The organism is Leptolyngbya sp. GB1-A1 (assembly GCF_039962475.1).
GTDB lineage: Bacteria > Cyanobacteriota > Cyanobacteriia > Elainellales > Elainellaceae > Leptolyngbya_A.
On record NZ_JAMPLI010000007.1, the window covers coordinates 1 to 25315 of the forward strand.

Annotated in this window: 18 protein-coding genes and 1 tRNA gene; 5 read left to right on the top strand and 14 right to left on the bottom strand. The window is 52.7% G+C overall.

Going from position 1 to position 25315, the window contains the following annotated elements:
- Positions 1–182 precede the first annotated feature (182 nt).
- From NDI45_RS09525 to NDI45_RS09540, 4 genes are all read right to left on the bottom strand, one after another.
- A complete protein-coding gene (locus tag NDI45_RS09525) occupies positions 183–851 on the bottom strand; it encodes a helix-turn-helix domain-containing protein (protein WP_242067188.1) in 669 nt (222 codons plus the stop codon).
- Between the two features lie 45 nt (positions 852–896).
- Entirely contained in the window at positions 897–2237 is a 1341-nt protein-coding gene (locus NDI45_RS09530) for a 16S rRNA (cytosine(967)-C(5))-methyltransferase (RefSeq protein WP_348247162.1), read from the bottom strand.
- 29 nt (positions 2238–2266) lie between these two features.
- On the bottom strand, positions 2267–4801 hold the full coding sequence (locus NDI45_RS09535; RefSeq protein ID WP_348247163.1) for an HDIG domain-containing metalloprotein: 2535 nt from the start codon (positions 4799–4801) through the stop codon (positions 2267–2269).
- Positions 4802–5077: 276 nt separating this feature from the next.
- Positions 5078–6052, bottom strand: a complete 975-nt coding sequence (locus NDI45_RS09540) for a hypothetical protein (RefSeq protein WP_348247164.1) — start codon at positions 6050–6052, stop codon at positions 5078–5080.
- A 257-nt stretch (positions 6053–6309) separates the two neighbouring features.
- Between NDI45_RS09540 and NDI45_RS09545 the strand changes: the two genes are divergently transcribed.
- The gene (locus NDI45_RS09545) at positions 6310–7152 is read left to right on the top strand and encodes a peptidoglycan-binding domain-containing protein (RefSeq protein WP_348247165.1); all 843 of its coding nucleotides are present in this window, start codon (positions 6310–6312) and stop codon (positions 7150–7152) included.
- Between the two features lie 731 nt (positions 7153–7883).
- Here the strand turns inward: NDI45_RS09545 and NDI45_RS09550 are convergent.
- Positions 7884–7957: transfer RNA gene (locus tag NDI45_RS09550), tRNA-Pro, on the bottom strand.
- Between the two features lie 200 nt (positions 7958–8157).
- Here NDI45_RS09550 and bioD point away from each other — a divergent pair.
- On the top strand, positions 8158–8850 hold the full coding sequence (gene bioD / locus NDI45_RS09555; protein WP_348247166.1) for a dethiobiotin synthase: 693 nt from the start codon (positions 8158–8160) through the stop codon (positions 8848–8850).
- 50 nt (positions 8851–8900) lie between these two features.
- On the opposite strand, the gene NDI45_RS09560 is transcribed toward bioD, so the two are convergent.
- Together NDI45_RS09560 and NDI45_RS09565 are read right to left on the bottom strand one after the other, a co-directional pair.
- On the bottom strand, positions 8901–9938 hold the full coding sequence (locus NDI45_RS09560; protein ID WP_190790215.1) for an NADP(H)-dependent aldo-keto reductase: 1038 nt from the start codon (positions 9936–9938) through the stop codon (positions 8901–8903).
- Between the two features lie 60 nt (positions 9939–9998).
- Positions 9999–11873 (bottom strand): hypothetical protein, encoded by a 1875-nt coding sequence (locus tag NDI45_RS09565; RefSeq protein WP_190790214.1) that lies wholly within the window; start codon positions 11871–11873, stop codon positions 9999–10001.
- Positions 11874–11989: 116 nt separating this feature from the next.
- Here NDI45_RS09565 and NDI45_RS09570 point away from each other — a divergent pair, with 116 nt between their 5' ends.
- On the top strand, positions 11990–13876 hold the full coding sequence (locus NDI45_RS09570; protein WP_348247167.1) for a fatty acyl-AMP ligase: 1887 nt from the start codon (positions 11990–11992) through the stop codon (positions 13874–13876).
- Between the two features lie 75 nt (positions 13877–13951).
- On the top strand, positions 13952–15547 hold the full coding sequence (locus tag NDI45_RS09575) for an alpha/beta fold hydrolase (RefSeq protein WP_348247168.1): 1596 nt from the start codon (positions 13952–13954) through the stop codon (positions 15545–15547).
- Here NDI45_RS09575 and NDI45_RS09580 read toward each other — a convergent pair.
- The 4 genes from NDI45_RS09580 to NDI45_RS09595 all read right to left on the bottom strand — a co-directional run bounded on the left by NDI45_RS09580 (position 15540) and on the right by NDI45_RS09595 (position 20050).
- The gene (locus tag NDI45_RS09580) at positions 15540–17279 is read right to left on the bottom strand and encodes a hypothetical protein (RefSeq protein ID WP_348247169.1); all 1740 of its coding nucleotides are present in this window, start codon (positions 17277–17279) and stop codon (positions 15540–15542) included. The two genes, NDI45_RS09575 and NDI45_RS09580, sit on opposite strands and share 8 nt — an antisense overlap.
- Positions 17280–17360: 81 nt before the next feature.
- Positions 17361–18194 carry an SDR family oxidoreductase gene (locus NDI45_RS09585; protein ID WP_190790210.1) on the bottom strand — a complete coding sequence of 278 codons (834 nt, stop codon included), beginning with the start codon at positions 18192–18194 and terminating at the stop codon, positions 17361–17363.
- 1 nt (position 18195) lies between these two features.
- Positions 18196–18852, bottom strand: a complete 657-nt coding sequence (locus tag NDI45_RS09590) for an SRPBCC family protein (RefSeq protein ID WP_190790209.1) — start codon at positions 18850–18852, stop codon at positions 18196–18198.
- A gap of 211 nt (positions 18853–19063) precedes the next feature.
- The gene (locus tag NDI45_RS09595; RefSeq protein WP_348247170.1) at positions 19064–20050 is read right to left on the bottom strand and encodes a sensor histidine kinase; all 987 of its coding nucleotides are present in this window, start codon (positions 20048–20050) and stop codon (positions 19064–19066) included.
- A gap of 185 nt (positions 20051–20235) precedes the next feature.
- On the opposite strand from NDI45_RS09595, the gene NDI45_RS09600 reads away from it, so the two are divergent.
- On the top strand, positions 20236–21858 hold the full coding sequence (locus NDI45_RS09600; RefSeq protein ID WP_348247171.1) for an FAD-dependent oxidoreductase: 1623 nt from the start codon (positions 20236–20238) through the stop codon (positions 21856–21858).
- 211 nt (positions 21859–22069) lie between these two features.
- Here the strand turns inward: NDI45_RS09600 and NDI45_RS09605 are convergent, their stop codons facing one another.
- From NDI45_RS09605 to NDI45_RS09615, 3 genes are all read right to left on the bottom strand, one after another.
- Positions 22070–22624, bottom strand: coding sequence for a hypothetical protein (locus tag NDI45_RS09605; protein ID WP_190792670.1), 555 nt, complete (start codon positions 22622–22624; stop codon positions 22070–22072).
- A 302-nt stretch (positions 22625–22926) separates the two neighbouring features.
- Positions 22927–24399 (bottom strand): signal recognition particle protein, encoded by a 1473-nt coding sequence (ffh, locus tag NDI45_RS09610; protein ID WP_190792669.1) that lies wholly within the window; start codon positions 24397–24399, stop codon positions 22927–22929.
- Between the two features lie 234 nt (positions 24400–24633).
- On the bottom strand, positions 24634–25314 hold the full coding sequence (locus tag NDI45_RS09615) for a hypothetical protein (protein WP_190792668.1): 681 nt from the start codon (positions 25312–25314) through the stop codon (positions 24634–24636).
- Position 25315 lies beyond the last annotated feature (1 nt).

The following is a 25315-nucleotide window of genomic DNA, read 5'->3' on the forward strand; positions in this document are numbered from 1 at the left end:
GTGCCAACGCCGTGATTCAATTGGGTCAGTGCTGGTTTGATAGCGAGTTTTGAGTTCCTCACTACTGAGATGTTTTTCCAGTGTCAGTGTACGTGCCATGCTCCTATTTTATAGTGTTACTGCTTAGCCGGATTTCGTATTAGATGAAAGGGCTGCTTAAAAGGCTGCAATCGCCCGATCGCTTAGCAAGGACTGACTTTTGCCCGGTGAAGTAGCCGATCTCCCTGACAATATCCCGTATAGCGAACGCGCACCCGATCGCCGGGCTGAGCGGTTCCTTCCATGAGCTGATGCCGCTGTGGGTCGTAAGGGAGCTCGGTTCCCACGGGAGCGATCGACTCAATCCCCCAGTTCTGCAATAGCTGCTCGATCGGGCGCATTAAGGGCAGCAGTTTGACGGCGGAAAGCTGGGGGTTTTGCTGGGCAGCATAGGCAGCCGTCGGAAACTGGATCAGCCAGGACTCGATCGCTTGCAGGGCGGCTTGCTGAAATTCCTGCTGAAGCTGTTCGTGCTGCTGAGCTTGCAACGAATTGGATGCCTGAACTGAATCAGGATTTGCCGAATTTGGATTGTCTGAAGCCGATTGCGGCAGATTCTCAAGCTCGGAAAACTCGCGGATTAAAGTATCGAGCGAAACTTGCAGAGCAGCTGCAATTTGACAAAGCACGTTTAGCCGCATCTCAGCCGCTTTGCCCTGCCGGAGCTGTTCGATTTGCCACTTGGATACGCCCGCCGCTTTGCTCACTGCCTGGTAGCTGGATAGGTTGACCTGCTGCATTCGGTTACGGAGACGGTTTGCATACAGGGCGAAATCTGGCTGTGGCATTTCAGAGGGCGATCGATCGGGCATAGGTCGTTTTTAAGCAAAGCAAAAACTCGAATCTGCAAGGGTTTATTAGGTTTGCCGCCGCAGCCGCACCATAAAGAAACCATCCATATTGTGATGGTGGGGCAGCACTTTTAGCCAGCCCTGAGGTAACACAAACGCCGCTGCCGCAGAATTCGCATCGGGTGGCTCGATCGCCCAGTGCAAATTCTCCTGCAAAAAGGCTGTTACGATCGCCTCGTTTTCGGTTGGGTGAAGCGTACAGGTGGCGTAAACCAACACCCCGCCCGGTTTTGTCCAGCTCGCGGCTGCTTGGAGCAGTTCGGCTTGAAGCTGGCTGAGTTCCTTGACGGTGTCGGGCGTTTGTCGCCAGCGAGCGTCGGCGTGACGGTGGAGCGTTCCCAATCCAGAACAGGGAGCATCTAGCAGCACGCGATCGGCTTGATTCCCGAACTGAGGCTGATCCCGGCTGTCTCCCGTGCAGATCTGCATTGACTGAAGCTGAAGGCGGGCAGCGTTTTGCTGGAGTTTTTTCAAGCGGGAGGCATAACGATCGATCGCCCAGATAGTGCCGCGATCGTGCATCAGTTCTGCGAGATGGGTCGTTTTGCCGCCGGGAGCTGCACAGGCATCGATCACTGTTTCACCAGGCTGCGGGTCGAGCAATTCGCTCACAAGCTGGGCACTGCTGTCTTGTACTGTCCACCAGCCTTCGGCATAGCCAGGAAGCTGGCTGATTGCGCCGACTCCTTGAGGGAGACGAAGGGCAGCAGGAAGTAGGGAAACGGGAGCGACTGATATTCCGGCTGCCTCCATTGCCGCTCGCACCTCTGCCACCGAGGATCGCAGGCGATTCACCCGCAGGTCGATTTGGGGCGATCGATTAAACCAGTCGCAGAGTTTTTCCGCCTCCGCCAAGCCAAATTCCTCTGCCCACGTCTGCACGATCCAGTTGGGATAACTATGTTGAATGCCTAAATGGGCGATCGGGTCGTCGGGCAGCACGGGAAGCTTTGCTGGATCAGATTGACTGGCACGAAGATATTGCCGCAGCAAGCCATTCACAAAGCCAGACAAACCTGCAAATCCGTTTTGCTTTGCCAGATCCACGGTAGTATTCACGGCGGCTGAAGCAGGAATCTGATCCAGATAGCGGAGCTGATATAGCCCTAGATGCAAGATCAGCCGCAAATCCGCAGGCTGTTGCGCTGCCTTCTTAGTTGCCAAACTGTCAATCAGGGCATCCAGGGTTCGCTGTCGTCGCACGGTGCCGTACACTAATTCGGTCACAAATCGCCGATCGACTGACGATAGCTCCTGCTGAAGCACCCGATCGAGCGCAATATCGGCAAACGCTCCCCGTTCGACCGATCGCAGTGCCAGAAACGCAAGCTGACGGGCAGACAACATGAGATTTTTGCGCTCCTGCTTTTCCACACTCAATCCCGTGCCCCAACTGAAGACTGAGGACTGACCACTGCTTTCGGATACACAATGCGCTGATGGTTAAACTGCTGCCATACTCGCACAAAGGTTTCAGCAATCTGACTCAGCTCCTCGCGGGTTAAGCCGCTTTCGGCAAGCTGATTGTCCTGCCACCGCGATCGCAGAATTCGATTAATCATGGCGAGAGCTTCGGTGGGGCTTGCATCTTTAAGCGATCGCAGCGCGGCTTCACAGGAATCTGCCAGCATCACGATCCCGGTTTCGCGGGTTTGGGGAATCGGTCCATCGTAGCGAAAGTCCAATTCTTTCACGGTAATCGTGGGGTCGTTCTTTGCCTGTTCCTGCGCCTGGTGATAGAAATAGGCGATCGCCATCGTGCCCTGGTGTTCGGGGATAAATGCCTGAATTGCGGTAGGCAAGCGGCATTTACGTGCCATGACCAACCCTTCGCTGACGTGCTTTTTGATCAAATCTGCGCTGAGCCAGGGGTTATCGATCGTGTCGTGCTTGTTGGGTCCACCCATCTGGTTTTCAATAAAGCCGAGCGGATCGTGCATCTTGCCAATGTCGTGATAGAGCGTTCCTGCCCGTACCAGCTCCACATTGCAGCCCAACTGACGCGCCGCCGCTTCTGCCAGCGTAGACACAAACAGCGTATGCTGAAACGTGCCAGGAGCATCGGAGGCAAGTCGCTTCAGCATTGGGCAGTTAGGGTTTGCCAGCTCTGCCAGCCGGATCGGGGTAATCAAATCAAACAGATGTTCCAGATAGGGGCTAACTCCCAGCGCGAACACGCTCCAGGCGACGCCCATCAGGGCTTGGATCGCTGCCCCGGTCAGCACCACATACCACACCGGAGTTACCGCCGCGCTCAAAATCAGGCTCCCCAGCAGGTACACCCCACCCTGCACCAAGCCGACCACGCCTCCCAGGAGCGCAAACTCTTCGCGGGTTCGCAGTCGCCCTGCCACGATCGCACCCACCAGTCCCCCGATCGCGCTAGCAACCAGATTTGTCCAGGGAATTTCCATGCCGAGCGGCAGCAGCAAACTCAGCAGCCCCACAATTGTCGCGCCCACCGCTGAGCCATAGAAACTGCCCGCCAGTAAGCCGATCGCAGGCAAGCTTGTACCGGGAACCTTCAGCGCGAGCAGGATCGGCGCACTCAGCGTCAGTAGCAGAATCAGCACATCATCGGGAGGGCGTAAACCGGGGTGAAAGCGATGCTCTACCAGCAAAAAAACAGCGACCGCCCCGGCAACCAGCGCGGCGAAGCCCAGAAGCCCTACCCAGTTCGTGCGTCTGCGGCTCATGCCAAAGTGATCAAGCAGCACAAAGTCGCTTTGGGCAATCATTTCCCCCGCATCAACGATCGCCTCTCCCTGCCGCACTTCAACCACCACATCCTGAACTGCCCGGGCGGCCTGCTCTGCCCGGATTTTGGTTTGCTCTGGGTCTTGGATCAGGTTCGGCTCGATTACCGCCACCAACACATTTGTTGCCAGTGCCGCCGAACTGGAGGAGAGTGCCGGATCAAGCTGAAGCTGAACCGCAGTTTTCAGCAGAGTATCGGGTAAACCAGGCGCAACGCCCTGGGTTAAGATTCGCTCTAAGCTGAGCCGGATTGCCTTTCGCGTCGCATCCCATTCTCCATCCGTCAGGGTCAAGAGGCGATCGTCGTACACTCCGTTTGGCGTATCTCCGGGGTTCGCTGTTAGAGACACTTTTGCCGCCTGATATCGTTGCCTTGCCCGCGTCACCACTTCCTGAAGCGCGGAAAAATCGTCAGTTCCATTGGTTCGGCGGTAGTTTTGCAGTTCCAAAATGGCAAGCTGAAGCGAGGGATTGGGGCTAGAGGGTGGCTCTTGAGCAGCTGGCTGCTGCAAATCAGTTCTGGCGATCGCAACACTTTGCCCGGTTACTGCTGCCATTGCCGATCGCCAGTCCCAGTCGGTTCCCTGCCGCAAATACTGCTGCGTTGCCGTTGAAACAAACCCCGGATCAACATAGGGAAACGCACCTGCCTGCTGCCGAATTGCATTGCCCTGATCGATCAACCGCTGCAAAGCCTGATAAATTTCCTGATTCACTGACGGATCAATCATGAGCGCAGGAACGGCAGCCGTCCGAGCCGCTTTCCGGTTTGCTTCAGTGGTTTTAGTATCTATAACCGTTACGGTCTCGGGGGCACGCAAAAGCTGGGGTGAAACGGTTCCAACGGCAAGTTCGGGTTCGTTATAGAAGCGGTAGCCCATCGCACTGGTCAGCAGCACGATCGCAACAATCAGCAAGAGCGGCAGCCGAAATTTCACTCGGGCAGGCAGCTTGCGGCGAATTTGCTGCGGGCTAAAGGGAGTGCGAAAGCAGGAAGTTTCCTCAAGCCAAACCCAAACCCGCCGCCATTGCCCTCGAATCGGCTGGAGCTGCCTGTAAATATGGGGATGCCGAACGCTGAAGCGATCGACGAAAGTGAGGAAGATTTGCCGCCATCGTGTCACTTGTTGACCGAACGATCGCAGGGGTTTCATCAATTGCTCCCAGGGGCTGTGTGGGTAAGTTCATGGGAAAGAGAGGCTCAATTTGCGCCGTTTTCAAGGTCTGCTCGCCATTGCTTGCTCCCGATGGAATAACCCTGTTGATTCGCCGTTGATTTGCCCGGCGGGGCATTACAACTTTTTCTTCTCCAAAAGAACCTGTCGAAGCATTAACTACTGTAGCTGACTGTAAATCCTAAGCCACTGTTCATAGTATATCGAAGGCTCTGTTCCGCCTAGCTCCAGCAATGTTTCAAGACTTCGTTTCGGCTAGCGAGGACGAACCAGCCGGGGCACTGCCGTAATTGTAGTGGGCAAGGACTGCCAGTGCTGCGGCTGAAACGCTCCTGACCAAACTGCCCACAGTCGATCTGCCAGCTCTAACAGCTCTGCGATCGATGAAACGTCCCAAGAAGCCTGTAGCATCGTGGATTGATAGCGATCGAATGCATTGCGCCAACCGATTGGCAGACCTGCTTCACTGAGATGAGTTCCGGCAAGCAGTCCCACCAGTGCCGCTGTTTCGGGATCAGGCTGGAGGCGCAGTGTGTGCAGCAAAGCCAGCGGAAATGAGGCAGGCGTTTTAAGAACGCTGTATAGGGCTGCCGCTCCGGGCGAGAGCGAAACCGCCGGAAGCATGGCGATCGGGGTCTGGTCAAGGAGCCAGGACTGAATCTGCTGTAGCTGGTCTACCAGTTCGTGGCTTTGCTCGATCGATGGAAACTGTCTTCCTTCCAGCAACAAGGGAATGATCTGATCGGGAAGAAACTCTTCTTTCAGCATCAGCATCATGATTGCAGCAATCACCCAAACTTCGGTTTGCTGTGCGGGAGACCAATTTGCGATTCGCGGCATCAGAGCATGCTGCAACTGCTCTTGGCTCTCATGACAAAGCAGGATCAGGGGCAAAAACTCGATCGCTGAAGTAGGCTGCGACGGGTCATCAAACAAATCATCAGTAGGCTGAGAAACTGGCTGCGGATTAATGATATCCCGCGTTTGCTGGACTGCCTGCCTGCCCCAATTTCCGGCGACAGAGTCGATCTCACCAGGAGGGGTGCAGAACTGAGCGAAAGAAAGAAAATTGCGAGCGGTTTGTTCCTGATGTGAGGCACGATCGGCTGGATGGGTATTAGCCGGGGCAATTCCCCCTTTGGAGAACTGCGAAGCAACCGTAGCAAACCCCTGTCCCAGGGCTGCACCTAAGAACGCTCCGCGAAACCGACTTCTCAGCGAGAACCGCATGGCAACTGTATAATTCTTAATCTCGCTCTATCCTAATTGCTGCTCAACGTATTGTGAACGTTTTGTACACGATCGATCGCATAAGAATGATTCCTGTCTAAATTGGATCACCGTTTTCTGCTAAACCCTCTCTGACTCTTCTCCTCTCCTACAATCGATCGGAGGCAATTTCGAGTAGGGGGAACTGCAACCCGCCAGACTGCTTCTAATCCTCTGTAGCTGACTGCATCTCATTCCTTTTACCTCTCTGCTGATCCATGCTTATGCCATCTAGCCTGCGTTCTACTCCAGTTTCAGTTTCTCCTATCACTGTTCCTTCTATTGCAGTTTCTTCTATCAATAGAGTGCTGCGCGCCAGTACGGTGACTTTGCTCAGCCTTTTAACGCTAGGCTTGCTTTACTCGCCTGCTTTCAGCCAGACGCCCCCTGCTGCTACGACCGAAGCTGCAAGTGCGAATCGTCCGGTTCTCAGAATTGGCAGCCAGGGAGAATCAGTAACAGAGCTTCAGGCAATGCTCAAACTGCTGGGCTATTACAAAGAGGTAGTTAACGGCAGTTATCAGCAAAGTACCGCAGATGCCGTTTCTGCCTTTCAGCAGTCGATCGGGCTAGACGCTGATGGGGTGGTTGGTTCTGAAACCTGGAACCGTCTGCTGCCTCCCTCGCCCAATGCCAGCACTACAGCCAGCACCTCCCCGGCTCCCGCACCCGCGCCTTCCCCGGCTCCTTCTCCAACGCCTGCGCCCACTCCTTTCCCGACTCCTTCTCCAACGCCTGCGCCCATCCCTTCCCCGACTCCGACTCGTCCTACCAATTTGCCAGCGACTCCTCCCGCAGACTCTGGAACCAACGCTGGGGCAAGCTCTGAAACAGACAGCAATTCGACCTCGATCGATTTGCCCACCCTTCGGCCTGGAATGCGCGGCAGTGCGATCGAACGCTTGCAAGAGCGACTACAAGCCCTCGGATTTTATGACGGTGAGGTGGACGGTATCTTTGGGGCACAAACTCAGGCAGCCGTGGAAGCCGCACAGCGTAATTTTGGGCTAGAGCCTGACGGAGTGGTCGGTCCGGCAACCTGGGGAGCTTTGCTGCGCTAGGCATTTGGCAGAAGTAGTCGTTTGGAAGGCGATCGGGTAATGTAAGCAAGTGCTGCAACAAATAAAGCCTTCTTTACTCTTATATAAACTTAAGTTAACGATCGCCAACATTGGTAAATGCAGGTTCCCTTCCCCGATCGGCAATGCTATCTTGAATTCAGGTACAGAAAAGCAACAGCAAACCTTAACTGAATCAAACAAACCGACCGATTGATTTGAATTAATGGATTAGTAGCCTGTACCACCCGCTAATAGTCCAGACGTAATGTTTCTCTTACCGCTCCGCATTGCCCTTCAGTCCGTGGAAAAATTGCATTTCTAATGCACATTGGTTTTGAAGGCAGAAAGAGATGCGCCACATAGCTCTATGTCTCCTAGTAGAGACAGGTATGCGAGAGATTTGTAAGTGAAAGTTGCGGTTGATTAAGTCCGAACCCTTCGTAAAGGAACATCTTAATTCAAGGTTCATTTCGTTCACAACTCAACTCGGTTTTCGGGGTCTGGTTCATGTGCCAGACCTCATCGGTTTTTAAAGGCAGTCTATTCATGCATAACAGCTTTTTTATCGCTGTTGCTTTGATCCTAAAAATTCCTCTAATAGAGACCGCTTCACCCCGGAATTTGCACGCTTTTGGTGTGAATTGGAACTAGAATAATGCCCAGAAGAAATCCATCTGGGGTCGGTTTAGAGATTCTGCTTCCATGAATCCCTAATTTTTCCTAATCTTAAGTCGGGATGACAGGATTTGAACCTGCGGCATCCTGCTCCCAAAGCAGGCGCGCTACCAAGCTGCGCTACATCCCGAAGTTGCTTTTCTATTGTACCTTTATTGGGGACCGAAAAGCGGTATTGCGCGATGTGCCGATCGAAAATCTTTTACACGGTTTTCCTGATCCAATATTCCCCAAAACCCAATCGCATCGTTAAATGGAGATCAGCAGTCCTTTGCAGTAGCCATTGCGACAAAATTGCAAGACCCCACGCATCGTCCTTTGAGGGAACCCGTGTTAAACGCACTATTGATTACAGGCTCATCACTTGGCGCAGGAAAAACGGTATTGATTTCTGCCCTGGCTGCTTACTGGCAGCGTTATCTCAGCTCTCGATCGCTGGGCATCATCAAGCCGATCGACTGCGGAACGAATGACGCTCAATATTTTCAGCAGCAGTTTTCCCTGGAGCAATCCCCAGAGCAAACCAACCCGATTCGCTTTGAGGCAAGGCTCCCCGCCCCGATCGCAGCTTTGCGGGAGAATCAAAAAATTGAGTTAGAGAAAATTTGGCGATCGTTTGAATCGCTCAGCCAGCAAAAGGAGTTTGTGCTGCTGGAAGGGTTGGGCGGGCTCGGATCGCCACTCACCGCTGAGATGACTAATGCTGACCTCGCCTGGGATTGGCGGATTCCGGTCGTGCTGGTGGTTCCAGTGCAGCCAGGGGCGATCGCTCAAGCCGTCGCGAATGTTGCCCTTGCTAATCAATCACGAATTCACTTGAAAGGCATTGTGTTGAATTGTGTGCAGCCCTGCCACGCTCAAGAAATTGCGGATTGGGCATCGCCGGATCTGCTGCGATCGTTGACCCAAAAGCCCGTTTTAGGCTGCATTCCTTACATGAGCGACCCGACCGACACCAACAAACTAGCACAGGTCGCATCTCAGCTTTCCATTGAAGGTTTGTTGCCTTACTTAGCTGTTTAGGAAATCAGTGTTATGGGAATCAGCGTTGGCAACGGTCAGCGGTAGGGGGTTTAGGGCGCAGGATTGGGATAGCGTAACTGCACCGCCTCGATCTCTGCCAGCACTTCGCTGGAAAGCGTAATTTCTAAACTGCTCAGGTTTTCTCTCAGCTGATCGATCGACGTTGCCCCCACGATCGTACTGCTGACAAACCAGCGGCTTCGGACAAAGGCGATCGCCATTTGAGCAGGCGTCAGCTGATGTCGCTGAGCAATTTCAACATAGGCGGCAACTGCTTCAGAGACGTTTGGCTTCAGGTAGCGTTGCCCAAATCCGGCGAACCGGGTCAGGCGGGCTGCTTCAGGCGAGTGATGCAGGTATTTGCCTGTCAGACAGCCAAAGGCAAGCGGACTGTACGCCAGCAAACTGACTTGCTCTTGGTAGCAGGCTTCTGCCCAAGTCCAATCGAAAACGCGATTCAGCAGGTTATGGGCATTTTGAACTGAGACAGCTCTGGGTAACCCTAACTGATCTGCAACCTGGCAAAACTTCGTAATGCCCCAGGGGGTTTCGTTGCTCAAGCCGAGATAGCGAATCTTTCCTGCTTGAATGATTTCGGCAAAGGCGGCGAGCTGTTCTGCGATTGGCACGGTTTCTCGATCTTTGGCGGGGTCGAATTCAGTTTGTCCAAATAGGGGCGTGTAGCGATCGGGCCAGTGAACTTGGTAGAGGTCAATATAGTCGGTTTGCAGTCGGGTTAGGCTATCGTCGACGGCTTGCCGAATGTTAGTGCGATTGATTGCCTTTGCTCCATTCCGAATCCACTTCATGCCTCGACCCGGACCCGTAATTTTTGTGGCAATAATCCATCGATCGCGCGGCTGCCGCTTCAGCCATTCACCGATGTAGGATTCAGTTAGACCATAGGTTTCTGCCTGAGCTGGAACAGGATACATTTCGGCGGCATCAATAAAATTAATTCCCTGGTGGGTGGCATAGTCAAGCTGCTCATGTGCTTCTTCGATCGTGTTTTGCCGTCCAAAGGTCATTGTGCCTAGGCAAAGTTCTGAAACGCGCAGATCGCTGTTGCCGAGTGGGTTGTATTTCATCACTAAAGTGGATTGATGTCAGCTCAGTTGGAAGACAAAAATAAATCTACCCATATGCAGTCATGGATTATGAATTCCCACATCCCTTTCAGTTGCGCTGAGCAATCGAACGACGCACTGAGCATCAATAACTGTATCGGAATTTTCGGAAAAAATGGTGCATTGCTGGCTCAGCGTTTGCAAAATGGGCGGTTTACCAGGCTGAAATTGAGCCACGGCTTGGAGAACGTTCGATCGCATTGAGCGATTCATGAACCAGGGCTGTTTTAACAAATAATCTGAATCAAAACTTGTTGATGCAATAATCCATAAATTAATCTTGTATTTCTCAATCGTTCGTTTAACGTTTGATGCGTCAGAGCTGTACTGTGCCTGCACGATATCGTTGATGCGCTGCTGCATTGCCTGATAAAAACCGGAATGATAGGGCAACGCTAGCTCAGGACTAAACAAAACCGATCGCCGCGAGAATGCAGGAATATTGTCTGTGATAGGAGACAGAGAAGCAATCATGCTTGTTTTAGGCTGATTTGCCAGAAATGAATACAGGTTCGTTTCTTCAGCAATAATCCAACCCTGATTTGATAAAAAAAGAGGCGGAATGGCGGGTACGATGACGGCGACGATCGCAAATAAAACAACAAAAGCGATCATGATTCGATCGTGCGGATGGAGAAGACCCGCTTGCCGCAATCGAGAAACCCATTTCCAGCAGCGATCGATGAGGAAGGTGAGCGTGATGCCTGCGGCGATCGACATTACAACTCTGGAACTGTAAAAGGTGTAGCGACTGGGCAAATAAAGCAGCGGAAAAGTCAGATGCGCCAGTCCAAAGAGCCCCACGGAGGCAATCATCATCTGAGCCAGTATCTTAATTTCGGGTTGGAGGGCCGAAGCGATACGCCCTTTGCGATTTAAAACCAGCGGCAAGCCAATTGCAGTCCACAAAATCGGCGGAAATAGGGGAAGCCGCAGCCCACTCGCGCCGCCAAACCAGAACTGAAGCGGATTTACCCCAAAATAAGCTCGCCTGCCCCCCGGTTGGAATTCGGGCATCGATCGCATCTGTGCCGCGCTGAAAATCTCGCCAAAGGTGCTGGCATTCCCGGAGAAAAACAGCAGGATGATTCCGGTGAGAACCAGTCCCACCACTGCAAGCAGATAGCGCGATCGATCGCGGCTTAAACTCACTCTGCCATGCCGCCACGGAAGCAACTGAAGCCAGAGAACTCCCAGCGAAACGAGCATGATTTGCGGATAAAACAAGCCCTGCAAAATTAGCACAGACAAGCACCAGAAAGCCGGACTGCCCCCTAAATTCCCTAATTTGGGAGGACTTTGAAACACCGAAGAATCTTCGTTTAGCCCTGGAAGGCGATTCGCAAGGCTGTGACGATTCGCGGAATTAGAATCAGTTCTCCCCAAACCTTCTTTTAACTGGATCACGCTATCCAGAAACAAAATCAGCAGCAGATAGGCAAACGATCGCGGCGAGGCAGAAACCAGATCATCTTTACACCAAATATTCTGATTAAAAATCAGCACGGTCAGCAGTGGCGCAAGTGGATGGGGCAGCAGACGAAATGTCACGCGGTACAGAAAAATGCTGCTCATCAATGCCAGAATCAGGGGCAGCATGGCGGCAAGCGTCATTGGCTCAATGCTCAACTGGGCAGCCATCCAGTAGAAGGCACGAAATCCGATCGGCTGAATCGACTGATAATACTGAGCAATCAAATCATTCTGAAAAAGCTGGGGATCAAGCCACTGCTGAAGCCAAACCAGATGCAATCGCTGATCATCCTGCACGATCGAAGCATGGCTCAGCCGATATCCCGCTGACACCAGCCCAAAATAAAGCGGAATCAGCAAACTAATCCAGAACCCGCGCCGAGAACCAAACCCCTTCTGAGTCACTGCCACTGCTTCCGCCAAACCCAATTCCCCGCTAGACTAACTTCGATCGTCCCATCAATCTCCATCTCATCCACCGATCACCGAGCCACTCATCTACTCCTTACTCCTTGCCCTTCCCTCCCTCCTCGCGCCCCATGCTCCAACCCCCTGCCCCCACTCTGGTCGAATTACTTGCACTGCGGAGTCAGGCTCAACCTCAGGAAACTGCGTTTATTTTTCTCAAAGAGGGCAATGAAGCCGAGCGTATTACCTATGCTGCCTTAGATCGGCAGGCTCAGACGATCGCGGCTCAGCTCAGTGTCCTGGTCCCGTCCGGCAGTCGGGCCCTGCTGGTCTATCCCTATGATGGGGGGATCGATTTTATCAGCGCGTTTTTGGGGTGTTTGTATGCGGGTGTGGTTGCGGTACCCTGTCATCCGCCGCGCAATCGTCATGCGGTGTTTGACCTGTCTGCCCGATGCCAGGATGCAGGAGCAACGATCGTCCTCACCGCTCAATCCCTGGTAAACCGTCTCAAGCACCAGCTTCCGATCGAAGAACTGCAATGGCTGATTACTGCCACTCTATCTGACGATCTCGCTTCAAGCTGGACCGCGAAAACGATCGATTCCGATCAGCTTGCATTTCTGCAATATACCTCTGGCTCCACCGGGCAGCCCAAAGGCGTGATGATCACCCACGAATGCCTGATGCAGAACCAAAAAATGCTTCAGCTTGCGTTTGTTCATACCGCGCGATCGGTGGGGGTAGGCTGGCTACCTTTGTTTCACGATATGGGGCTGATTGGCAACGTGCTGCAAGCAATTTATCTGGGCGCGTCCTGCGTGCTGATGTCGCCGATCGACTTTGTGCAAAAACCCGTGCGCTGGCTTCAGGCAATTTCGCGCTATCGAGCTACCACCAGCGGCGCACCCAATTTTGCCTACGATTTGCTCTGCCGTCAGGTGACGGATGCTCAGCGACAGCAGCTTGACCTCAGTTCCTGGGAAGTGGCATTCACCGGAGCCGAACCCGTCCGCCTTGAGACGATCGATCGCTTTGCCCAAGTCTTTGCGGACTGCGGTTTTCGCCGAGAAGCGTTTTATCCTTGCTACGGCATGGCAGAGGCAACCCTGCTGATCACGGGCGGCAAAAAGAATGAACCGCCGATTGCCCGATCGATCGATGAAGCAGCCCTGGAGCAAAATCGCGTCGTGCAGGCTGAAGGCAAATCCCGGCGGGTGCGGTCGATCGTTTCCTGCGGGCAACCCTGGCTCGATGGCAAAATGCTGATCGTTGATCCGGTCACGCGAATTTGCTGTGCAGGTGAGGCTGCGCCGTTTCCCCTTCAAGATAATCGGGTGGGGGAAATTTGGGTGTCAGGTTCCGGTTTGGGCAAAGGCTACTGGAACCAGCCAGAGCTAACCGCTCAAACCTTTGGTGCAGTCCTGGCAGACGCAGCAGAAACAGCAGGCAAAGAAACTTTTCTGCGGACGGGCGATCTGGGCTTTATTCAAGACGGCGAACTGTTCATCACCGGACGACTCAACGATGTCATGGTTTTCTGGGGATTCAATCACTATCCCGATCAGCTTGAGCAAACCGTTCAGGAGAGCCATCCTGCCTTTCGTACTAATAGCGGTGCGGCCTTCTCAGTTTCCGTCAACGGGGAAGATCGCCTCGTAATTGCTCAGGAGGTGGAACGCAGCTACCGCGATCGGCTCTCGATTAACGAAGTGGTTGAACTAATTCGCTGGCGATTGTTTCAGGAACACTTTGTTGATGTTTATGCGATCGTTCTGCTCAAACCCGGTAGCCTGCCCAAAACCCCCAGCGGCAAAATCCAGCGTCGCGCCTGTCGCACCCAATTTATCAACCAGCAATGGGAAGAGGAAAGTTTGGGAATTTGGCGATCGAACCCCGACCAGATCAGCGATATTTCTACCCTGATTCGCCGCTATCTCAATCCGTTGACGCACTTGAAACGATATATGGCTTTAGCAAAAGGACGGATCGAGCGAATGCGCCGAGTTTCCGAATGACTTCAAAAAGTAATCTAGAATGGGTTCGCGCTGTGAACTTTCAGTTACCCCTCCAATGATTTTCGATCGCGTCTCATGAAACGATTTGCCTTGCTGCTTGGTGTGCTTGCTCCCCTCTTGACCGCCTTTCCGGTACGGGCAGCAGAACGAATTTATTTCAACTACGGGCTATTGGGATTTTCGATCGAGGTCAAAGATCTGGAAACATTTGCCCAAAGCGGACAGGGAATTGATCGGTTGGGCTATCTGTCGGGGCTATTGAGCGGGCGCAAAACCCAGGTGCAGGACGCGCTGCAAACTCGCTATCAGGTTGATCCCACGATGGCGGCGCAGTTCAGCTATACGCGATCGGGCGAGCAGCTTTTGCAGGAAGCAGGCGACATTTTTCAAACGGCTTCTCGACAAAACGGAGCCTCCAGCCTTAGAGCAGCCCTGATTCTGGCAGCAGATGATTCGCAGGGGCTATCAGCAATTAATTTTCTGCGGCAGTTGCCCACCGATATGCGGATTGATGTAGGTCAGGCGTTCCGGCTAATGGGCTTAATTCGATCGCTGCTTCAGGAAACCGATCGGTTTGCGAGTGATCTGGAACAGCAGTCTGCAGCAATCGCACAGTCTGAAGCGATCGTGGATTGGTCGAAATTGCCCGATTTACGGCAGGCGGGAAACGTCGCTGTGCAAAAGCAAACCTTCACGGTTCAAGATGCCCAGCGAAATCGTTCGATTGTCACCGATCTGTATTTGCCAGATGCTGCGCAGCCTGTGCCGCTGATTGTGATCTCAAATGGACTGGGAGCCAGACGCGATCTGTTTGATGAACTGGCTCAGCAGCTTGCCTCCCACGGATTTGCCGTTGCTGTGCCTGAGCATCCGGGCAGCAATCGCGATCGCCTACTCGCGTTTTATCAGGGGCTACATCGCGAAAATTTTGACGCAACTGAATATGTTGATCGTCCGCGTGATGTCATAGTTTTGCTGGACGATTTGACTCGGCGCAATCAATCAGACTTGAACGATCGCCTCAACCTTCAGCAGGTGGGCGTATTCGGCTATTCCTTCGGCGGCACTACGGCTCTATCGCTGGCAGGCGCACAGTTCGATCGCGCTCAGCTTCAAGCGAACTGTCAAACGCAAAGGGCGATCATCAACATTTCGCTGCTGTATCAGTGCCGTGCCTTAGACCTGCCCCAGCTCGATCAAAATTTGCGCGACGATCGAATCAAAGCCATCTATCTATTTGTGCCGTTTGGTCGCAGCCTATTTGGACAGGCAGGACTGCGCGATGTCAAAGTGCCTGTCTTCTGGGAAGCCACCGATCAGGATATTCTCACGCCGCTGCTGGTTGAACAGTTGCCCGCTTACCGTCATCTGACCGCTCCCCAAAAATACCTTGCAGTTGCCAAAGGGTTACCCCACGCCCGCCTCACGCACGATACGCTGGGCGGCTTCACCAATCGCCAAACCCCCTGGAGCGAACTCAAACGCATCTCCCAAACCTATCACAGTGCCCTCACCGTCGCATTCTTCAAAACATACATTGTGCAAGATGAAACCTATCAGCCCTTTTTGCAGGCAAACTACACGCAGGTTTTGAGCGATCGAGCTTATCCGATCGGCTTAATTCAGGGGGAGATTAGAGGGAATGAGGCAGAGCTAGATTTTTCTAAGTAGGAGGGTGAGTGGGTGAGTAAGCTGCAATGATGCACTTTGTCTCTAATAAAATCGATCGCTCCGTTGAAACCACACCACAGTGATCACGCAATTGTCCGATCGCCGAAAGATTGCCCTGTTGCATTCGATCGATCGCCTGCTGAACAATATTTTGAAAAGAACTGTGAATCAACCAATCCTGCATCAGATAATCCGGCGTGAATGCGTTGCGATCGACTAAGAGAAAATCAATGTGATGTTTTTGGATAAGCTGTTTTACTTCTTCTAGATTTGCCAGATATTGCAGTCGGATGAGATCGATCGTTCGTGCTTGAATCTGCTGATAATACTGGGGATGATGGGCAAGGGCAAATTCTCTTCCGGTGAGGGTCGATCGCTGAGCAAAGGCAGGTAAATTGTTTGCTTCAGGCGATAGCGAGGCAACGAGAGTTTGCTTGGGCTGCGTTCTGAGATACTCATACAACGCCGTCTCTTCTCCGATTACCCATCCCTGAAACTGGAAAAACAGCGCAGGAATCGCAGGCACAATCAGCACGATCGCCGCAGTAACAACCGCAATCCCGACTTTGAGTTTCAATTGCCAATCGCGCTGTTGCCGTCTTTGCTGAACCCATCGCCAACCCGTATCCATCAAAACGGTAAGAACAATGCCAGCGGCGATCGACAAAATAAACCGCAGCGTATGGTAGGTGTAGCGACTGGGAAAATGCAGCCTGAGCAGCAGCAAATGCGCCAGCAAAAAACAAACCAGCGAACTGATTAAAACTTGGCCCAAAAGGTTGACTTCTGGCGCGATCGATTTGACTAAAGGCAACCGCATTCTTTTAAGCAGCGGCAAACCCAATCCTGCCCAAATAATCGTCGGGAAAACTGGAATTCTCAGCCCGCTTCCTCCTTGAAGCCAAAACGCGATCGGACTCACGCCAAAATACTCGCTGCGTCCCCCCAATCCATACTCCGGCAACGATTGCATTTGTGCTGCGGTAATTGCACCTCCAAATTCGGAAGTTTTTAATAAAAAGGGCAGCAGCGTCAGCGTTCCAACAATCATGCCGCTGATCCAGAACAGGGACGCCCTCCGATCGCGGCTCAACCGAAAACGCCGATTTTCCCACCGCACCAGCCGAAGCGTCAGAATGCCAAGCTGAACCAGAACAAGCTGCGGAAAAAATAATCCCTGAAGGGCGATCGTAATCAAACCGGGAATGAGCGATTGACGCAGCAGGAAATACAGAAAAGCAGCAAAAATTGGATAAACAAAAGCCCTGGGCGTTGCAGAACTGAGATCATCATTTAGCCAAAGCTGCTGATTCAAAATTAAACTGCTGAGGCAGGCCTGAAGCGCAACTGGAAAAATAATCAGCGCAGTGCGATAGACATAATAAGTGGTAATTAAAGCCAACAATAGCGGTATGACTTTGGCAAAGGCGATCGGCTCAATCCCTCCCTGCGCCATAATCCAATACAGAAACCGATACCCCGCAGGCGCAACCGTGCCAAAATAACGCGCAATCCAATCCTGCTGAAATAAAGCCGGATCAACAAACTGCTGAAACCAGACTATATGCTGACGCGCATCATCCTGAATTACAAAAGGATGACCAAACGCAAACCACAGGGACCATGCACCAAAGTAAATCGGCACCAGCAAACTCAACAGTAGCCCAGTGACCTCAGGCGACGCATCCCCCCAAATCCTACGGTGTAGTCGTTTCAGTCGCCCAGACTCCATACCACCCGCTCACTTCAAAGTTCCTAAAGTTGGGGAATTCAGGGGGCAATATAGCTCACCCGCAACCCCTCCAACACCCGCTTACTTGCCCTCCCTCACCTGTCGCACAATTCGATCGAAATACCAGTTCAACCCCGGCGCAATCACACTATGCAGCTTCGCCAACACAGACATTTCTGTACCAGGGGCGATCGCAAATGCCCTCCGCTCAACCCCGGTGATAATTTCACGCGCAACCCCATCTGCGCTCCAAGTGTCTGCGGTCGCGGTAATCCGTTTGGTTTCGAGCGGTTTGGTTTTGTTTTCCTCTACCAGCTGAGGCGTATCCGTATCCGGTGGATACACGATCGCCACTCCGATCCCCATCGGTTTCAGCTCGCCCCGCAGCGACTCTGCCAATCCCCGCAGCGCAAACTTCGTCGGGCTGTAGGGCGTGTAGCCATAGATGCCGATTAGTCCTGCGCCAGAGGAAACCATTACCATCTGTCCTCGACGCTGAGCCGCCATTGCAGGCAACACTGCCCGGATGCAGTAGAGCGACCCAAAATAGTTGATTGCCATCGTCTCTTCAAAAATCTCGATCGGCAATTCCTGAAAATATCCGGGATGGGCAATTCCGGCACAGGTCACAAGCAAATCGGGTGTGCCCAAAGCCTCGATCGCCTGCTGCATTGCCTGTTCTGCCTGGGCGCGATCGGAGACATCCGCTGAGTAGATGCAGACTTGCTGATTTGCATTAAGACATTGAGCAGTAATTTCCGCCTTTGCCTGGGTTAGCTTTGCGGAATTACGGGCGACGATCGCTACATTTGCTCCCTGTCGGACGAGACGCTGTGCCAGAGCTTTTCCAATGCCGCTTGATCCACCCGTGATAATCGCAATCTTTCCCGTCCAGTCCGATCGCGTTTGAGCCATATTAGCTACTCCGTCGCTCCATTTCCTGTTTTAGGGCAGCAAGCGTACTGGCAAGCGTGCTTTTGTAGATGTTGAAAAACAGTCCCCGCATGGGCGAAGACCCTGGATCAATTGCGACCTGATGTGTAATCAAAACCTGATTGTCTCCCCTTGGCTGAATGCGCCAAACCCCTTGTAGTGACTCAATATCGCCCTCTACCAGGCTAAAGGCAATCTGCTGCGGATAGCTCTCCACCGAAGAAAGTACTACCCGACTGCGACGCGTGAACGGAAACACCCGGATCACGTTCACCTGCTCAAACACTTTGCGGTTGCCGTCGCTTTGTAGTACTCGACTCTCAGCGATGCTGGGAATAAAAGACGAAAAACGATTGTAGTCGGTCAGCACGCTCCAGGCAGTTTGAACCGAAGTGCGAACTAAGACCTGCCCGGTAAAGTTTCCTTCTGATCCGGTCACGCTCACCCCAGCCTGAGCAATGTGGAATGGTTGCACTGCGATCGTGGCTGATTCAGAGCGGAAAACCGGACGCTGTGAAGCCGTTCTCGCTTCAGGATAATTGGCTGTGGCGGCGAGGGCAGGCGTGACGATCGCCAAACTGCTACAGACCAGACTACTGCTAATCAATCGCTGATTCAATTTCAGGGTGGGAAGCATCATGTCAATTCAGCATCAACCTTGGACAAAATTCAGTCTATTATGCGCTGCTCCTCCTTTTTGAGCAAATGCTAGCTTTCTTGCGGTTGAGCTGTTGGCGTTGCGGTTAAGGTGGGTGAAGCTTATCAGGGTTCGCAAATCGTCCTGATATCAGGAATAAACCCTGGCAGGCTGTCCCCGCATTGATCAACCCGGTTGCTTTTGCAGCGTTCTTTTAAAGAGTCGTCGCAAGCGGCAATACACACCGAATTCGAGTGATGCCCTCCTGCGAGTTCGCCGAACGCTCGCCAGAAATCACCGGGGTTTCCAGCAGCATGAGCTGTCCGCCCATGAGTTCTAAAATCGATCGCTGCGTTAAAAGCCTCAGTCCGATCGAGGGGGGAATCGGCGATCGACTCAGAGCGAGTAGCGTACTTTCCTTATCGATGGCCTGCTTGGTCTCGCCCTTCATCCGTGACAGTTGATCGGTTCCTTCGAAGTTGTGCAAAGTGTCAATCAATTCCTGCCAGCACTCTGCCGGACGCTGATCGGTGATTTCAATCTGGGCAGTCTCCGAAAGAATGTGAGTCGTGACTCGCACAAAACCCTGCTGCATAACGCTCAGCGGCATATCCACCAGATGTAGCAAAACCTGTTTCAGCCGTCGTTCATCTGCCAGAACCATAACCGACGGATCAGGAAGCTGAATCTCAAGCTGCAAGTTGCGGTTTTTTGCTTGGAGCTGCGTTGCCTGCTTAACCGATGCCAAAATGTCCTGGAGAGAGGCTGGAGCTAAATGCAAACGGGCAGTATTCTGCACAAGCTGCGAGACGTGAATCAGCTCATCCATCAAACCCAGCATTTTCTGAGCGGCGGCGTGTGCCTGCGCGACAAAATCTCGCTCTTCTGCTGGGCTGTCGCACAGGTCAGACAAAATAAGCTGATGCAGGCTGATTACGCTATTAATGGGCGATCGTAGCTCGTGGGAAGTCCGTGCCAGAAAGCCTGCCTGAAACTGCGCCATTTCGATCGCCATTTGATGCGCCAGACGAGTTTGGTCAAGTTCTGCTTTGAGTGCCTGAATCTCGGCTTCATAGCGTTCGGCTTGTTCTGATTGCTCTTGTTCTGATTGCTCTTGTTCCGATTGATCTTGTCCGGTTTGCGCTAAGGGAGAGTCTGGAGTTTGAAGGGCTGGATCAGCGTTCGGGGCATTTGCTTTCATAGATTCCTTTACACCTAAATTTGTTTAAGCCAAATTTGAGCAATGCCAAATAAAATCACGATTTCTAAAAATTCTGCAGGTTTGACCGATCGCTTAAGTTAGGGTGTGCCTGAGTAAGTGCGTCAAAATCCGTAGAATCTGCAGAACGATGCGTTTCTTTTCCTATCCCATTAAAGACCGTAACTATGACCTCTGGAACCCCTTCCGTAACCCGCAGCTATGATTTCATCGGTTTCGGCGACGAAATTCCCGGTATTCTGGCATTAATCGCAGCCGCAAGAGAATATCGGCGACGCATCGGTAATTTCCCGCGCTCTCTGCTGATGTTGAAGGGTAACTCGAAGCAGGGCATCGGCGGACATCTGGTGAGGGGCGGGCTGGCTTATCTCGATCGCAGTCAGATTCCACTCAGCCTGCGTAATTACCTGAACCTGCCTGATTTTGGAGAGCCGCCTGCCTTATACAAAGAGTTTTTAAACAAAACTGGGGTAGACAAAGTCGCGCTAGATAGGTGGCGAGCAGATGCAGTGCTGCGGCAAATGCTGCGCGAAGCCGGGGTGGATATTCTCAGCGGGGTGGCGATCGAGTCAGTCACTAAAGAAGGTTCACGGCTGCGCGGCATTCGTGCTCAGAACGGCGAAGTGTATGTTGCTCAGTATTTTATCGATTCCACGGTCAACGCAGAGCTAGCGCAGGCAGCAGGAGTGCCAAAGCTGCCCGGATTCGGCACGTTGGGCTTACCCGAGTCGGAGCTATCAGTTTCGCTCGTGTTTGAAACCGAAGGGCTAAGCCCGTCTACCCTGAAGCAAATCGAGCTGGAATATATCAAGCGATTCAGCAATCCATCGGATACCGAGGCACAACGCTATCTCAATGCCGCAACCGACGGCGATTCAGCGCTCGCAAACCTGCTGCGGCTAGAACTGGTCGATCAGCTTGGCAAACCGAAATCGATGTGGATCGGTTCAGATTATATTGACATCCCGACCAAGGCCCTCTCGATCGCCTACCATGCCTATCGCGGTACTAAGCTATCGCTAAAGGAAAGTTTCTCCATTCTCGACAATGCCAACGTTGCGCGGATGCCCAATGATCGGCTCGTCTGGAACGCGCTGCTGTTTTGGGTGACAGCGGCCGAAGCTGAGAATCTGGCGCGATCGGGCGCGAAACCGACCCCCGCTATGCTACAGGAAATGACGTTTATCGATCGCTGGTTTAGAAGCCTGGGAGCAACGCAAGTGCGATCGATGCCTGAACTCTATATTCGTCACGCAGGCAATATTACCGATGCCGTCCAGCCCCTGAGCGGCACTCAGATGCTTGTAGGCGGCATTCCCACCGCAGAAGCTCTGGGAACCTTTGGCTACCACTTCGATATTCGCGGCGGCATTGATGGACTGAAGGCGCGCGCCCAGGAAAAAGGAGTGGGATTGAAGGATTACCTGCTGGAGAAGGGCAGTCAGCAACTTCACTTTCAGCAGCCGCTATTCAATGTGGGAATGCGTCATGCGATCGCTAAAAGTGTGCCTAACTTAGCCGTCGTCAGTCCGGCTTCTGGATTTGTGGGACTGGCAAGCTCAGCAGGGCGCATTGTCGAATTTAATGCGGGTGTCGGTCAGGCGATCGGCATTGCGGCAACGCTCGCCCTTCTATCTAAACGGACGCTAGCACAAATCACAAACTCAGAAGTGCGATCGGTTTTGATTGAAACTGGCAAACTTCCCCGTCTCTATCCGCTCGTCTATAACAAAGAAGCAGAGCGACTGAGACAACTCGAACAGGCACTTGCCCTGGCTCCCGCTTCGTGAATCCTGTTTCCCTCTTTTGCGAGTTTGTAGTCAGCTTTGTAGTCAGCAATGGGGGAAGCTTTGCCCCCTTAGCAATCGACCTACTTTGAAAATCGCGTTTCATTCCTAAACAAGAAACAAGCCCAAAAAAAACAAGGGACAATCGCCCCTTGCTGCCTATCAGATAAATCAGATCAAGATCACTTCAGAACGGCGAAGCTGACTCGATCGCTTAGTTCTTAACCTGCTTGGCAATATTGCGGAAATAGTCCATGCTCGGACCCGGACGACGACGACTGCCGCTCGTTTGAATCAGATAGTTAGGGGCAAAGGTTTGATCCGTTTTAGGTTCGGTCGCAGCCGTTTTGACTGGCTCAGGCAGGCTTGCGGCTTCCGCCTTGCGCGACTTTTTACCGTTCGTCTTGCCGTTTGCTGGAGCCGAGCCGTTTGCCGGAGCCTCTGTGATCGCCGCTTTGACGGTTTCAAGCGGAGCCGGAGCAAGATTACCCTTTGCCGGAGCCCCTTGAACCGCAGTTGCTGCCTTTGCCTCTACCTTTGTTGCTGCCTTTGTCGCTTCTGCTTTTGCTGCTTCGACTTTTGCCGGAGCTTTGGTGGGTTCAGGCTTTGCTGCTCCTTGCTTTGCAGGCTCAGCCGATGCCCCTGCCGAGAGGGGTTCTGCCTCCATGTAATAGCCAGATTTGCCCCCGCCTACAATCTTGCCCACGCTCTTAAAAATGCCGCCTAAGAAAGCGAAGATTCCGCCGATTAATTTACCAATGACGCCCATATCTCCGATCGCTCCTGGTGATACCTTAATTCAGTTTTATTGCAGACAATGACGACCTGAATGAACCCATGAAACGAATCTTCGTGAAGTCAGTTCAGGGAAAAAACAAACAAAATATTATGGTGTCCCTTGTGATATTGCCTTCTGCGGAAGGCACAAGACATCGGGTGCAATTAACCCTCCAGCTATGAGCCTATCACGAGATGTTCTTCTGATATTCAGGAATCTACACCTTGCTACAGTCTGTTTAGTGTCTACTTAGGGTCTGCCCACAGTCCGCTTACAGTCTGCCTACAGCCCGCCTACAAAGAGCCAAATCCTTTGCGCTTCTTCTCTTTTTTCTTCTTCTTACCCGATGCCCCACTCGGATAGCCGCGCCAGCCTGGAGGGGGTGCATTGCCTGGGTTGCCCGCAGGTGCGCCGCCAAAAAGACCCCCCATTCCGCCCATGCCTGGCATTCCCATTCCGGGGAAGTTGCCCTGACCCATTTGCTGCATCAGCATCCGCATTTTCTGGAAATCGCTGATTAGCTTGCTCACATCTTCGACTTTGTAGCCTGCCCCTTTCGCAATTCGCCGCCGACGGCTGGGAGAACCTGCTAGCAGTTCCGGGTCGCGCCGTTCTTCGATCGTCATGGAGCTAATCATTGCCTCCACCCGCTTGAGCTGTTCTTCGCCCTGGCGGAGCTGGTCTTCGGAAATTTGCTTGCCCATTCCCGGAATCAGCTTGACGATGCCTGCCAACGAGCCCATGTTTTTCATCAGGCGAGTCTGCTTCAAAAAGTCGGTGAAGTCAAACTTGGCAGTAAGAATTTTTTCCTGAAGCTTTTCTGCTTCTACCAGATCAACTTCTTCCTGTGCTTTTTCTACCAGCGTCAGCACGTCGCCCATGCCCAGGATTCGCTGCGCCATGCGATCGGGATAAAAGGGCTGAAGTGCCTCGACCTTCTCTCCCACGCCAATAAATTTAATCGGCTGACCGGAAATGCGCCGCACCGACAGGGCTGCCCCACCTCGCGTATCGCCGTCCATCTTGGTCAAAATCGCGCCTGTAACCCCAATCTGCTCGTGAAAGGTGCGCGTCAGGTTGGCAGCTTCCTGTCCGGTCATCGCGTCCACGACCAGCAGCACTTCGTGAGGCTTCACGGTGTCCTTGATCTGTGCCAGCTCTGCCATCATCGACTGGTCAATCTGCAAGCGACCCGCCGTGTCGATAATCACCGTATCAACGCCGTCTGCCTTCGCTTTTTCAACGCCCTGCCGCGCAATCTCAACCGGGTTTGCATCTTTGCCCAGATCAAACACGGGTACATTAATCTGCTTACCCAGCGTGATGAGCTGGTCGATTGCCGCAGGACGGTAAACGTCAGTTGCTACCAGCATTGTGCTGCGATTTTGCTTGCGAAGGTGCAGAGCCAGCTTTGCCGAAGCCGTCGTTTTACCCGTTCCCTGAAGACCTGCCATAAGCACGATCGTCGGAGCGGTATCGGCTTCTGCCAGAGGAACGTTCGTTTCGCCCATCAAGCCAGCGAGTTCGTCGTAAACAATCTTGATAAACTGCTGACCTGGATTCACGCCCGCGATGACTTCCGCGCCCAGTGCCTTTGTCTGCACGTCTGCGACAAAATCCTTCACCACCTGAAGGTTTACGTCTGCCTCCAGCAGGGCACGCCGCACTTCTCGCAGAGCATCCTGAATATTCGACTCAGAAATTTTGTCCTGCCCCCGGAGCTTTTTCCAGGCAGCATCCAGACGATCGGATAACGCTTCAAACATAGGCTTCAACAACCAGGGCTTTAAGAACTAGGCTCTAACCACAAAGGGCAATTATCAGCAGCACAATTGCCGCAAGTCCATTTTCCTATTGTAAAGACTGATAGGAAGAGTCGCGTCGCTGATTTTGCCTTAAGGGGAATTGGAGGAGTTTGTACGGGAGTCTGTAGAAGATTGAACTTTAGAAAATTGAACTTTGCTCAAACGGTCAGTGAGTGAGCAGCATTGAGCGATCGACTAGCGATCCTTCAAAATCCTCGCGCCCCAATACAGCAGGTACAAAGCCACCATTTGCACCAGATGATACAAATCATTGTGATTGAAGGAAGGTGCAATTGAAATCCGCGTTGCCTGAATCCCGATCGCAATCATGGAAACGCCAATTCCAGCACTAATCCAGATTGCACTCCTGCGCTGACGTTGAAGCTGCACCCATTGCAGCAGCACCACCACGAGCATTGCTGACCCATAATCGATCGCCATCGGCACAAATTGCTGATACTGTCCCACCTGCGCCAGATATAGAGCTGACTTACCGCCGATTGCCACAATTGCCACCCAACGAATCCATCCCGCGAATGTACTGAAAGTTGCCCCCAGCAGCATAAAAAAACTAGCGCAGCCGATCGCATAACCCGTCAACGTCCACAGGCGATTCAAAAGCGATAGCGTTAAAATTGGGGCAAAACCGTGACAGGTTCCCCCTGCCGCCGCCGCGATCGCAACCCAGCCAAACGCAATCCCCCAGAAAAAGCGCGATCGTTGCAAACCCAGTTTGTCGTGCTGTATCTTGTTCTGCCCCAGTAGGGCAACTGCTAAAAGCGTAGACTCTAGCGCGATCGCGTAGTCCGTCAGGGTTGTCGTCGGTTCAGCAAGCACGATTTCTGAACCATTGAGCGCACCAAAGGAAAACAGCAAT

Excerpts from the sequence above, each read along its gene's own strand:
- NDI45_RS09525 (WP_242067188.1), bottom strand. The coding sequence starts at position 851 with ATGCCCGATCGATCGCCCTCTGAAATGCCACAGCCAGATTTCGCCCTG.
- NDI45_RS09530 (WP_348247162.1), bottom strand. The coding sequence starts at position 2,237 with ATGTTGTCTGCCCGTCAGCTTGCGTTTCTGGCACTGCGATCGGTCGAA.
- NDI45_RS09535 (WP_348247163.1), bottom strand. The coding sequence starts at position 4,801 with ATGAAACCCCTGCGATCGTTCGGTCAACAAGTGACACGATGGCGGCAA.
- NDI45_RS09540 (WP_348247164.1), bottom strand. The coding sequence starts at position 6,052 with ATGCGGTTCTCGCTGAGAAGTCGGTTTCGCGGAGCGTTCTTAGGTGCA.
- NDI45_RS09545 (WP_348247165.1), top strand. The coding sequence starts at position 6,310 with ATGCTTATGCCATCTAGCCTGCGTTCTACTCCAGTTTCAGTTTCTCCT.
- NDI45_RS09560 (WP_190790215.1), bottom strand. The coding sequence starts at position 9,938 with ATGAAATACAACCCACTCGGCAACAGCGATCTGCGCGTTTCAGAACTT.
- NDI45_RS09570 (WP_348247167.1), top strand. The coding sequence starts at position 11,990 with ATGCTCCAACCCCCTGCCCCCACTCTGGTCGAATTACTTGCACTGCGG.
- NDI45_RS09575 (WP_348247168.1), top strand. The coding sequence starts at position 13,952 with ATGAAACGATTTGCCTTGCTGCTTGGTGTGCTTGCTCCCCTCTTGACC.
- NDI45_RS09580 (WP_348247169.1), bottom strand. The coding sequence starts at position 17,279 with ATGGAGTCTGGGCGACTGAAACGACTACACCGTAGGATTTGGGGGGAT.
- NDI45_RS09585 (WP_190790210.1), bottom strand. The coding sequence starts at position 18,194 with ATGGCTCAAACGCGATCGGACTGGACGGGAAAGATTGCGATTATCACG.
- NDI45_RS09590 (WP_190790209.1), bottom strand. The coding sequence starts at position 18,852 with ATGATGCTTCCCACCCTGAAATTGAATCAGCGATTGATTAGCAGTAGT.
- NDI45_RS09595 (WP_348247170.1), bottom strand. The coding sequence starts at position 20,050 with ATGAAAGCAAATGCCCCGAACGCTGATCCAGCCCTTCAAACTCCAGAC.
- NDI45_RS09600 (WP_348247171.1), top strand. The coding sequence starts at position 20,236 with ATGACCTCTGGAACCCCTTCCGTAACCCGCAGCTATGATTTCATCGGT.
- NDI45_RS09605 (WP_190792670.1), bottom strand. The coding sequence starts at position 22,624 with ATGGGCGTCATTGGTAAATTAATCGGCGGAATCTTCGCTTTCTTAGGC.
- ffh (WP_190792669.1), bottom strand. The coding sequence starts at position 24,399 with ATGTTTGAAGCGTTATCCGATCGTCTGGATGCTGCCTGGAAAAAGCTC.